We start from the raw sequence: 10,948 nt of genomic DNA on the forward strand, positions 1-10,948 counted from the left end.
GCACGTACGGTTTGATAAGGGGCGGTAGTTTAATGACTATCGCCTACTTTCTTTGGTATTAATCCAAAAAATTACGGCTTGAATTAGATAAACAAGAGAAGCGAAACAATGTGCAAACATAAATTATGAGTATTAACAACCAAGATACTGTTTGAAAATATCACAGCAGGATTTTAACATAACACAAATAGTATTTTATGATGTAAAATGGGATGCAGTTAAAGAAAAGTTTAATTTGAGGAGTTAAAAGTAAATGAATACACCTATCTTAAAAACAGAACGTTTGATTTTGCGAAAATTTACGGAAGCAGATATCGAAGCTCTTTTCCTTATCCTAAAAGATGAAGAAGTTAACAGATTTTTGCTTTGGTATCCGGTAAAAAACATGGCAGAAATAAAGACGTTTTATAAAGAAAGATATGGGGAAAATATAAACAACCACAAGCCTATGCTTATGCAATTTGCTTAAAAAACGAAAATTTCCCCATTGCCATAAGAATGAATCCGAAAATTAAAAGATATATCCTATCTTTTTCTTCATAGGGCGTCTTTATATGTATAAGGGCATTACCTCATTCCTTTATGTTATACGCAAGATATCTCTAGACTTAATTAAGACTAACCATCATCTTATAAAGTACTTTTTAAGATTTAAATCCTTTTTCATCTTATCGTTTTTTCTTTAAGGCTGCTAAATTACTTGTACGTTTTACCTTTCGTAATTTTTCTAAATTCTGCGCAAGAACTTTTTCATAAGAAGAATTCATCTGTGGATGATAGAATTGGGTATCCTTTAAAGCATCCGGAAGATATTGAATCTGATTCCAGATATCACTGCGATTATAATCATATTGATCCTCTTCCTTCATATTTACAGGGGTAAAGCGAAGATAATCCGGTACTTTATAAGAAGTATGGCGCAATACTGACATGGCAGCATCAATGGCACTTTCCGCACTTTTGGATTTAGGCGATAAACAAAGATCAATGATGGCCATTGCTAATGGAATCCTTCCTTCAGGAAAGCCAACACGCTTAGCCGCATCAATTGCCTGCACACAGCGGGCAACTGCCGCAGGATTGCCTAAACCGATATCTTCATATGCCGTAACAAGTAATCTTCTTTCAATACTATCCATATCATTTGCCTCAATCATGATACCAAGGTAATATAATGCGGCATCCACATCGCTGCCACGTATGGATTTTTGAAATCCACTTAAAATATCATAATAGCCATCTCCATCGCTATCCATGCTCATGTTTGGTATTTGCGAGAATTGCTCTACTAAAGCCTTACTAATACAACCGTCACTAGCGATAGCACAGATTTCCAATATATTTAAAGCATAGCGGATGTCTCCGTTACTGTGGCGAGAAATGATATGCAAAGCATCCTCTTCAATTGTAATTTCATTATTTAAACCTTTCGGTGATTGCAGAGCTTTGCATAATGCTTCTTCAATATCTGTCTGCGACAGTGCTTTAACTTCAAATAAATGACAACGAGAACGTATAGCAGGATTGATGGCATGCAATGGATTACTGGTGGTTGCGCCAATCAAGGTAATATTGCCATTTTCTACATGTGGCAATAATAAGTCCTGTTTATCTTTATTTAAACGATGTACTTCGTCTACAATTAAAATAAGCCCCGGATATAAGCGGGCTTCCGCAAAAATTTGTTCCAATTCTTTTTTGTTGCCGGTTACAGCATTAAACAAACGATAAGGTAGTTCTAGTTCATTTGCTAATACCATGGCCAAAGTTGTTTTCCCTGTTCCCGGAGGACCATAAAATATCATAGAGAAGATACGTTTCGCAGCTAAGCATTTACGAAGGACGTTTCCTTCTCCGATTAAATGTTTTTGCCCGATGATTTCTTCTATTTTTTGCGGTCGCATGCGAAAGGCTAAAGGTTCCTGCATTATGATCACTTCACTTTCTATCTTATTTTATCATGGATATGGATGGACATGCCAACTATTAATGAAACGAATTATAGGGTGTGTTCAATTACGATCTTAATACCGATCAATAGTAAGATAATACCACCTAAGATACCGGCATATTTTTCAAGCAGGCCGCCCATAAAATGTCCGATAAACACCGCTAGAAAACTTAATACAAAGGTCGTGATGCCAATTATGACGATTGCTAAGACGATATCTACTTCCAACAAGGCAAAGCTAATGCCCACAGCCAGCGCATCAATGCTGGTGGCAATCGCAAGAATCAGAATCGTCTGTAGAGATAAAGATGCGTCTTGTTGATCGAGGTCAGGATGGAGAGCTTCTCTAATCATATTGATGCCGATGATTGCCAGTAAACCAAAGGCAATCCAATGATCAAAAGAGGCGATGATTTCCTGAAAGTAACTGCCAGCAAGCCATCCAAGCAAGGGCATCAAGGCCTGAAACATCCCGAAGAATACAGCGAGGATTAAGGCATAACGAAGGACTTCATGCTTTTTCATCGTCATACCTTTGGCGATGCTTACAGCGAAGGCATCCATACTCAAACCGATACCTATGAAAAATACAGAAATTAAACTCATATTTCATACCTCCAAAGAAAAAAAGACTTAGGCGCAAGAAAATCTTACGTATAAGTCTCGTTGTTTAATACTTAAGCCAGATTCAATACCTGAATCATCATGTTGACTTAACTACTCATCATGAGCCAACTACTCCCTTAACGGTGGCTAAATCATATCAGAAATTGAACAGAAATGCAATGTTAAATTGTATTACCAGTTGTATTTCCAAAGTCTGTTAAGAAATTTTCAGCATTAAAATCAGCTTTGGGATAATCTTTAAAAGAAGGCATTTTGATATCCGTCACTTGATTTGGTTTTGCAATATGCATCGTTACTTCAGCTTTCATAGGCATAGACTGTTTATCGGCAATAATATTCATATCCATATGGATAACAATAGATTCCAACATCTTATCCTTAGCTACGACAAGATCTGCTTCATACTTATCTAATTTGGCATCAAAATTTCCATTTTGTAATTGCTTGTTTGTCTTTTTTGCACTTTTTAAAGCATTTTGCATTGTTTTATCATTAAATACGGCATGTAAGTGATATTTACCATCTTGTTCTTTCATTGATAATTCTTTAAATTGATCCTTTGTACCAACATTTAAACTATTAGGCATCTCTTTTTCTAAGGCAGCAATTACGGGCTTTAGATTATATGCAATTTTTTCCTGATTCATCATATTCATATAAAACATATTCTTGTTTACATATAGCTGCAAGAAATCATCCATTTTCACACCACTCATAGCCGCTCCGAAATTTGCGGCAAGTTGCAATTGTTTCTCTGCATTGTACAGCATATCTGCCGTCACTTTCATATGCATATTCATATCATCTGCATCAAATAGCATTTTCATTTTTATATCTGCGCTTTTCAGCTCTTCCATCTTCTTTACCGTATCTTGATACACTTGGAATGCTTCATCACTTACTTTACTGCTACAGCCACTCATGCTAAAACCAAATGTCAGCATCAGTATTACGAGAACTACTTTCCATCCTTTTTTCATTTCACTAACCTCCTTTTTAAAAGAGGATCATTACTTAAGCAATGACCCTGTTAGATGTTATTTTTTCTTTTCTGGATAAGTCTTTAAATCCGCTGGGAATTTAACCTGTTGGTTCTTACCAACGTTTTTAAATTCCATAGACAGTTTAATATTTGCCTCTTCTTCTTTATCATTGGCTTTCTGAGTCATGTTAAAGTTCATATCAGCTTTACGGAACTGTCCGTTTTCTAATTTAACGACTAGTTTAACTTCTTTAATGGTAGCATCTTTTACATTCGCCACGCTATTGCCGGCTACATTTGCGTTAACAGAAGCTAAAGAATTTAAATTGTCTTTCAATTCTTTATTCAATTTTTCCTTATCGAATACTAATGTCAGTGTATCACCTTTGATACTTGCTTCTTCTAGATATTCTTTCATTTTATCCTTAGGAATTTTTAACGTATCCTTATCTAAGGATATACTAGGTATCTGGTTCATAGTGTCTTTAATGGCTTCTTTTTCTTTCTGAAGTCCCATCATATTCGTATAGACATAATTTGAATCCATATACATCGTTACATAGTCATCAATCTTCTGTCCGGATGCAGATAAATCAAGACCTAAAGAAAACTGTGGTTTGCTTGATTCAAAATTGTAGGTGCCATCAATTCCAGCTTTCACCATTTGACCACTGGCGCTGACTTCCATTTGGATATCATAATCCGCTGACTTCATTTCCGTTACATTCTGAATAGCAGTTTCCAGTGCATCTAAAGCTTTATCATCAACCTTAGAACCGCTGCAAGCGCTCATAGAGAACAGAACGCCAACACTTAATAAGAGTGCTGTTAATTTTTTCATTTACTTTTTCCCTCGTTTCTTTCTTCTTAATACAATATTATATTAGCATAAGAAGGCGCGAAAGTGTATTCATTTTCCAAAGAAAATCCATGGTTTTTTATCTTTACTGTTACAAGTTTGTGATTAAGTAAGATGTGTTATGCAATATAATGAAAAGTGATTTTATATACTTGAGATCTATCGTATCTACATATGCGTACATAAGATGTGATTTCTTACAACGTGAATTGAAAAACGGAAGGAATTAGGGTATGCTAAGATGAGTAAAGGATAGGTGAGCATATGTTTCGTATAGGACAATCCAGTGATATTCATCAACTGATACAGGGTAGAAAGTTAATATTGGGTGGTGTGGAAATTGACCATGAAAGAGGATTGCTAGGTCATTCTGATGCAGATGCCCTTTTGCATGCTATTGCCGAAAGCATTTTGGGTGCTTTGGCTTTAGGAGATTTAGGGAAGCATTTTCCTGATACAGCAAAGGAATATAAGGATATGAATTCTTTATGGATGTTGCAGGAAGTATACAAGATCATGGATAAGCAGGGTTATAAAATCAATAATTTGGATGCTCTTATCATGATTGAGCGACCAAAGATGGCTCCCCACATTGTGAAAATGCGTGAGAATGTGGCTGCTGCTTTACATTGTGATATTGATCAAGTAAGCATCAAAGCTACCAGAGGTGAAAAAATGGGGTTTATTGGTAGAGAAGAAGGCGTCTTAGCACAATGTATCGTACTTTTAATTAAAAAATAGAATTTATCAATGTTGATGAAAGGAACTGCCTTTTCAGACATTGTTTTTTATTGATTAGCGAACTATCAAGGAGTTGGAAAGAGCTTAGGCTGTGGAAGTATGTACAAGTTTATGCTGATGAAGGTTCATACGATTCGTCTGTGATGTTGATGAACAATCTTTTTTTGCTAAACTGGCAAACAAAAATTTGATAAACATCGTCCATTCACTCATAACGATGAAACTTTTAATAGTGCTTTCTCTTTACCTTATGGCTAAGATAAAGAAGAAAAGTGGATATTTTTCATAATTAAAATAATCAATTATGCTGATTTTCCTTGTTAAAGTTAGATAGAATTTGTGTAGTAGATAGTAAAAGAAGATTTTATTTTATGAATGAGAAAAAAATGGTTAAAAATATGTTTTTTGGGAAATGATAAATGACAAAGCATAGATAATTATATGTATAGCAATTGCTATAGTATTTTTTTATTGCTTTTTAGATATGTATAGTTATTGTTAAAGTGAAAAGATATGCTGAACATCAATATACAGAAAAACATTATCTGCTTAGACAAATAAAACAATGAAGATACGGTATGAATAGATTGACTTAATAATAAATTATAAATCTAAAGACTTACATATTAATTTAAGTTGAAAATAACGTAGAAATTCGTCTGAGGTTGTAAGGGAAAGCTATATTATTTTTAGGAAACTGATCTTTTCTAAAAATAAGAATATTTCTTAATTTTATTCTTAAAAAGTGTTGACAATGATAAACCTAAGAGCTATAATGAGAACGGTTCTTAAGAAAGGAGGCTGTTCCAATGAAACGTAAATCATCAAAACAGCGCGATATGATATTAAATTATCTTAAAACGATTGATGGACATGTAACAGCCGAAGAAGTTTTCAAGAACATGAATGAGGATGGTAATAAAATAAGTCTGGCAACCGTCTATCGTAATCTGAATATTCTGGTGGAAATGAATGAAATTAAAAAGATTGCCCATCCTGTAGAAGGATATCAGTATGATAAGACAAGTCATCCCCATTATCATCTGCATTGTGTAAGATGTGATCGTATTCTTGATTTAGATATTCCATATATGGATGAATGGAATCATCAAATGGAAGCACAGACAGGTCTTTTGATACGCACGCATAACATGATGGCAGAAGGTATTTGTAAAGACTGTTTAAAGAAAGAAAAACAGTAGTGGTATTTAAGCGATACTTTCGCTTAAAGATAAAAGTTAAATAGGAGGAAAAAAACATGGAATTAAAAGGATCTAAAACAGAACAGAATTTGATGGCAGCATTCGCAGGAGAAAGTCAGGCACGTAACAAGTATACTTACTATGCGCAGATGGCTCGTGAAGAAGGTATGGAACAGATTGCAGATATCTTTGAAGAAACTGCACGTAATGAACAGGAACATGCAAAATTGTGGTTTAAGGCTCTGCACGGTGATAAAGTACCTACAACGGCAGTAAATCTGGAAGATGCAGCTGCTGGTGAAAACTATGAGTGGACAGATATGTATAAGAACTTTGCCGAAACAGCAAAAGCTGAAGGCTTTGCTAAAATTGCTTTCCAGATGGAGCAGGTAGCAAAAATTGAAAAACATCATGAAGAAAGATACTTAAAACTGTTGGAAAACGTGAAAAACGGTAAAGTATTTGAAAAAGAAGAACCAACCGTTTGGATCTGCGACATCTGTGGATACCGTCATGAAGGTACAGCAGCTCCTAAGGCTTGCCCAGTTTGCGGATACTCTGGAGCACATTTCGCTGAAGAAGCAACAAACTACTAATCATGAAATAGGACATATCTATGCGGGTATGTCTTTTTTCTTATGGTCGTTTGTAAGCAAGGGAAACGTAGATACAGGACAACTAAAAGTGTGTGATAAATAATTAAATTACCAATTATATGTATATTAACTATAAAAAAAGGCCTGTCTTAAGAAAGTAAAGACAGTCTGTTGCATATAATAAAAAAGTGTTGATGCTATCAATCTGGGGGAAGATACACTGACTTGCCATATGGGTGGGGGAAGAAAAAGCAAGTCAGGCGATAGCACCAACATGTATAATATAACGTATTTGTTTATAGAAATCAATAAAATTTGTAACAATTTTTAAATTCTGACAGAATCTTTTGATAAAGCTGGAAATTCATGGCATGTACTTATTTTAACAGGCTATAATCAAATTTCATGAAATCCTGAATGACCGTATTTACTCCCGGCAACTGTTTGTATTCCGCTACTTTATCTAAAGTGGTAATTGCGATGATCTTTGCGACATGACAACGATATGCAAAGTCAATACCGCTTAAGGAATCTTCAAAAACGAGACATTCTTCAATGGGCACATCAATGCGGGATGCACCATCTTGAAACATTGTAATTTTATTTGTATGTAAACCATCATCATACACAATCTTATCTACATCAAACCAGCGATCTAAGTGGAAACTGGAGATAAAGAAATCGATATTATCTTTAATTGAGGCACTGCAGATCGTCATTGGTATGTGCCTTTGTTTTAAGGTGTCTAGTACTTCCTCTAAACCGTCTACCAAATGGAAGGTAGCTGGATCATTACGGCATACCTCACGATACAGGGCTTCCTTGGAAAGCGAGAGGTTTTTGCTCTCTTCTTCACTCAAATGATCTCCCATTAACATTTCAATAATACGTTTATTTGTCTGTCCGTGCATGTGATCCAATTCATCGTCCGTAATCGGTTTATTGCGATACTTTAAGGAAAAGGTGTTCCATGCCTTTTTATGCATGGGGCCATCAAAAAACATTGTTCCGTTAAAATCAAATAATATTCCCTTTATCATGTACTATCCTCTCTCTTTCCCTTTTATTTTAGCTGACCTTGGCAAAACGTCAAGAAAAATTATCAGTAGTATATCATAAACAAGATAGGTACGCACTTGCATTTAAAAGGAAAACCTTTATAATAAAGAAAACCTGAAAGGGGTGATTGCTCATGCTGCAGGAAGAAGTGTTTTTTGATTTATCATTATTATCCTATTTTAATAGCTATGGTACAGGTATTCGTGTTGCGGATATGATACGTAGGATTTTAGCGGATACATCACTTGTAGAAGATTATGGACATTTAGCTGATTTTCGTTTAAATCTAGCATTATTAAAAAGTATTTCCCTAGAACATTATGAAACGATGCGGGTACGGGAATATTTTGATGATAATGCGAACAGTGGTGTTGTCTATTATATCTTTGAAACGGATGAAGAACTAATCTTTGCTTTTCGTGGCAGTGAGGCTTTTGACGATATTCGTCATGAAACCGGTTGGCAGGATTGGATGGACAATTTTCGCATGTTTTTAAAGGAACCAACGTATCAACAAATCTTTACACTTCATTGTTTGCATACGACACAAATCACAAAGCCATTTTATCTGTGCGGTCACTCCAAAGGAGGGAATCTTGCCTTATATTGTGCATTGACGATGCGTCAAGATTTACAAGAGTTGTTATTAGGCGTTGTCAGCTTTAATGCACCGGGTATCACGAAAGATATTTTTAACCTGTATCAGGAGCGTATTGAAGATAGTGAGTTTCAAAGAAAATTATTAATATTTGAAAATGAAAATGATTGTATATCATCTTTCTTTGAACATATGAAAGAACCATATTATATACGTTCTACATTTCCTTGTGGGACGATGGAAGAACTATATCATAATCATAATCTTTATGCTATGCAGGAATTTCGTCATAATGCATTTCTGTTGGCCGAAAAGAAAACGGCAGTTCCTAAAGTTGTCTATCATTTTGTGAATGATTTTTTTGTGAATTTGAAAGAAGAGCGTTTGCATAAATTAGTTGCCAGAATGGATGATTATTTTGAAAGTGGTTTATCCATGTCAGAATTGTATCGTGTATTGATCTATCATATCAGTAAATATACATCTTTATTCGAAGATATCGATTATGAGGAAATAAAGACGATTACTTTTCAAGATTTAATCGAGCGTAGAAAAACTAAGCAGTTGTTAGAAAAAGTAAAAGGATTACAGCCGAAAGATGCTTTGCGTAAGGCTTATGATGTAGTAGGAAATTTATCAGCGATCAATAAGCTAAATGAGCTAGATATTTCTCAGATAACCCAAGGGTTTATTCATAATTATGAGCTTTTGATGAATAAGACAACACAAAACTTACAGGATCTGCTGACACAAAATAATGAGCGTATTCTCCAAGCGATGCGCTCTATCCGCAATCGTTCCGCACAAGAAATAAAAGAACAAAACGAGAAAGAGGAAGACTTGCAAAGTGACTGAAAGTATAGTATTCTAATTATGGAATATAGACAACAGAAAGAAGGAATACAATGCCTTTAAAACATGCAATCTTAGGTTTGTTGAATTATGCGGATATGACAGGGTATGACATTGATCGTTATTTTAAATCCAGCATTGCCTTTTTTTGGCATGCGCAGACCTCACAGATTTATAAAGAGCTGACGACATTAACAGATAAGAATTGGGTAGACTCAGATATCGTGTATCAGAGTGATAAACCGAATAAGAAGGTGTTTCATATCACGGAGGAAGGAAAACTCGAATTGCATCGCTGGCTGGCAGATGCAGAGCTATCTGATATTATGAAATATAAAAACCCTTTATTGATTAAAATCTTCTTTTCCAGTGAGATTGATATTGACCAGACCATGCGTTTACTTGAAAAATATATACGTGAATGCTCGGAGGTCATTGATCATATGAATGAGGATTTAAATAAGATACCTGATTTTGAGGCACAGATTCATAAAGATAACGAATCTTTTTATTGGGGGATGACGATGACCTATGGATTTATGTATTATCAGAATGAAATTAAGTGGGCGAATTGGTGTATTGATAAATTAAAAGAAAAGATTTCTTGATCAAAGTGGTGCATGCACATGCATAGAAAGCAAATCCTTGAATTTCAAAGAATTTTTGACACAGCGTGAAAACGTGCTATAATAGCCTTGTAATTACCATATGAAAACAAAGATATGAAGGCAAAGGAGCGTGGAAATATGGAAACGAAGAAGTGGGAAAAACAACAATACTTAGATGTACTTCAAGATAAAAAATGGGAAGCACATAACAAGCAGTGGTTATATATCGAAGTTAACGCAAAAGATTTACTAGAAGAATGTGAACCGGGCATGAAAAATCAGAATGTTTGCTGTAAGGCAATGCTGGAAAGCATGTTAGAGGGTGATGGCTTTATCGTAGAGCCAAAAAATAAAAGTAAATGTGCGGCAAGTCTGACCATTCGCTATTACGTTGATAATCTGAGTCCTGAAAGACGTAAGTATTCTGAAGTAAATTAAGAGTAAAGAAAGCTGTTCTGCAGCTTTCTTTTTAAAGGAGCTAACTATTAAGAAGTCAAGCCTTTTTGAAAAAGATTGAAAAAGCATGATAAAAACAAGTGCTGGTAAAAGCACAAAAATTGATCTTTGAAAATTAGATAAAATTGACTAGTAAAGAAAGGTTGGGTCGAATGATTCTCCAGTAAGTTCTAAATGATAAATCACACGTAGAAGTTTCTTAACGACATGTGATTGTGCTACACGGTAATTCTTTCCTTCATGAAGTTTCTTATAAAAGAATTCACGGAAAGTTATGTTATGAATAACTAGATAAGGGACTGCATTAAAAAGGACATAGCGCAATTGAGAAGAACCGTGTTTTACCATTTTGCCTTTATGAGAAGATGTTCCAGATTGGTAAATGGCAGGCTCTACTCCACAAAAAGCGCAAAGCTG

13 protein-coding genes are annotated in these 10,948 nt (G+C 35.0%); 7 read left to right on the forward strand and 6 right to left on the reverse strand.

Features of this window, described 5'->3' with window-relative positions:
- Positions 1–253: 253 nt before the first annotated feature.
- Entirely contained in the window at positions 254–469 is a 216-nt protein-coding gene (locus LI241_RS14905; RefSeq protein WP_008691121.1) for a GNAT family N-acetyltransferase, read from the forward strand.
- 199 nt (positions 470–668) lie between these two features.
- Here LI241_RS14905 and LI241_RS14910 read toward each other — a convergent pair whose 3' ends face one another.
- The 4 genes from LI241_RS14910 to LI241_RS14925 all read right to left on the reverse strand — a co-directional run bounded on the left by LI241_RS14910 (position 669) and on the right by LI241_RS14925 (position 4,401).
- The gene (locus LI241_RS14910; RefSeq protein WP_008691122.1) at positions 669–1,928 is read right to left on the reverse strand and encodes a replication-associated recombination protein A; all 1,260 of its coding nucleotides are present in this window, start codon (positions 1,926–1,928) and stop codon (positions 669–671) included.
- 71 nt (positions 1,929–1,999) lie between these two features.
- Entirely contained in the window at positions 2,000–2,557 is a 558-nt protein-coding gene (locus LI241_RS14915; RefSeq protein ID WP_008691123.1) for a manganese efflux pump MntP family protein, read from the reverse strand.
- A 182-nt stretch (positions 2,558–2,739) separates the two neighbouring features.
- On the reverse strand, positions 2,740–3,558 hold the full coding sequence (locus LI241_RS14920) for a DUF6612 family protein (RefSeq protein WP_008691124.1): 819 nt from the start codon (positions 3,556–3,558) through the stop codon (positions 2,740–2,742).
- A 57-nt stretch (positions 3,559–3,615) separates the two neighbouring features.
- On the reverse strand, positions 3,616–4,401 hold the full coding sequence (locus LI241_RS14925; protein ID WP_008691125.1) for a hypothetical protein: 786 nt from the start codon (positions 4,399–4,401) through the stop codon (positions 3,616–3,618).
- A 282-nt stretch (positions 4,402–4,683) separates the two neighbouring features.
- Here LI241_RS14925 and ispF point away from each other — a divergent pair, with 282 nt between their 5' ends.
- From ispF to rbr, 3 genes are all read left to right on the forward strand, one after another.
- Positions 4,684–5,160, forward strand: a complete 477-nt coding sequence (gene ispF, locus LI241_RS14930; RefSeq protein WP_008691126.1) for a 2-C-methyl-D-erythritol 2,4-cyclodiphosphate synthase — start codon at positions 4,684–4,686, stop codon at positions 5,158–5,160.
- Between the two features lie 809 nt (positions 5,161–5,969).
- A complete protein-coding gene (locus LI241_RS14935; RefSeq protein WP_008691127.1) occupies positions 5,970–6,362 on the forward strand; it encodes a transcriptional repressor in 393 nt (130 codons plus the stop codon).
- Between the two features lie 56 nt (positions 6,363–6,418).
- Positions 6,419–6,958: a rubrerythrin gene (gene rbr, locus LI241_RS14940; RefSeq protein WP_008691128.1), complete on the forward strand. Its 540-nt coding sequence runs from the start codon at positions 6,419–6,421 to the stop codon at positions 6,956–6,958.
- Between the two features lie 377 nt (positions 6,959–7,335).
- Here rbr and LI241_RS14945 read toward each other — a convergent pair whose 3' ends face one another.
- A complete protein-coding gene (locus LI241_RS14945; protein ID WP_008691129.1) occupies positions 7,336–7,998 on the reverse strand; it encodes an HAD family phosphatase in 663 nt (220 codons plus the stop codon).
- Between the two features lie 152 nt (positions 7,999–8,150).
- On the opposite strand from LI241_RS14945, the gene LI241_RS14950 reads away from it, so the two are divergent.
- The 3 genes from LI241_RS14950 (at position 8,151) to LI241_RS14960 (ending at position 10,513) form a co-directional block, all read left to right on the forward strand.
- Positions 8,151–9,470 (forward strand): Mbeg1-like protein, encoded by a 1,320-nt coding sequence (locus LI241_RS14950; RefSeq protein ID WP_008691130.1) that lies wholly within the window; start codon positions 8,151–8,153, stop codon positions 9,468–9,470.
- Positions 9,471–9,520: 50 nt separating this feature from the next.
- Entirely contained in the window at positions 9,521–10,075 is a 555-nt protein-coding gene (locus LI241_RS14955; protein ID WP_008691134.1) for a PadR family transcriptional regulator, read from the forward strand.
- 138 nt (positions 10,076–10,213) lie between these two features.
- Entirely contained in the window at positions 10,214–10,513 is a 300-nt protein-coding gene (locus LI241_RS14960; RefSeq protein WP_008691135.1) for a hypothetical protein, read from the forward strand.
- 147 nt (positions 10,514–10,660) lie between these two features.
- Here LI241_RS14960 and LI241_RS14965 read toward each other — a convergent pair.
- A partial coding sequence (locus LI241_RS14965; RefSeq protein WP_227151411.1) for a transposase occupies positions 10,661–10,948 on the reverse strand: 288 nt, incomplete at its 5' end.

The sequence above is a fragment of the Longicatena sp. 210702-DFI.1.196 genome, assembly GCF_020563125.1.
GTDB lineage: Bacteria > Bacillota_I > Bacilli_A > Erysipelotrichales > Erysipelotrichaceae > Longicatena > Longicatena caecimuris.

Excerpts from the sequence above, each read along its gene's own strand:
- LI241_RS14935 (WP_008691127.1), top strand. The coding sequence starts at position 5,970 with ATGAAACGTAAATCATCAAAACAGCGCGATATGATATTAAATTATCTT.
- rbr (WP_008691128.1), top strand. The coding sequence starts at position 6,419 with ATGGAATTAAAAGGATCTAAAACAGAACAGAATTTGATGGCAGCATTC.
- LI241_RS14920 (WP_008691124.1), bottom strand. The coding sequence starts at position 3,558 with ATGAAAAAAGGATGGAAAGTAGTTCTCGTAATACTGATGCTGACATTT.
- LI241_RS14960 (WP_008691135.1), top strand. The coding sequence starts at position 10,214 with ATGGAAACGAAGAAGTGGGAAAAACAACAATACTTAGATGTACTTCAA.
- LI241_RS14955 (WP_008691134.1), top strand. The coding sequence starts at position 9,521 with ATGCCTTTAAAACATGCAATCTTAGGTTTGTTGAATTATGCGGATATG.
- LI241_RS14905 (WP_008691121.1), top strand. The coding sequence starts at position 254 with ATGAATACACCTATCTTAAAAACAGAACGTTTGATTTTGCGAAAATTT.
- LI241_RS14915 (WP_008691123.1), bottom strand. The coding sequence starts at position 2,557 with ATGAGTTTAATTTCTGTATTTTTCATAGGTATCGGTTTGAGTATGGAT.
- LI241_RS14925 (WP_008691125.1), bottom strand. The coding sequence starts at position 4,401 with ATGAAAAAATTAACAGCACTCTTATTAAGTGTTGGCGTTCTGTTCTCT.
- ispF (WP_008691126.1), top strand. The coding sequence starts at position 4,684 with ATGTTTCGTATAGGACAATCCAGTGATATTCATCAACTGATACAGGGT.
- LI241_RS14945 (WP_008691129.1), bottom strand. The coding sequence starts at position 7,998 with ATGATAAAGGGAATATTATTTGATTTTAACGGAACAATGTTTTTTGAT.
- LI241_RS14950 (WP_008691130.1), top strand. The coding sequence starts at position 8,151 with ATGCTGCAGGAAGAAGTGTTTTTTGATTTATCATTATTATCCTATTTT.
- LI241_RS14910 (WP_008691122.1), bottom strand. The coding sequence starts at position 1,928 with ATGCAGGAACCTTTAGCCTTTCGCATGCGACCGCAAAAAATAGAAGAA.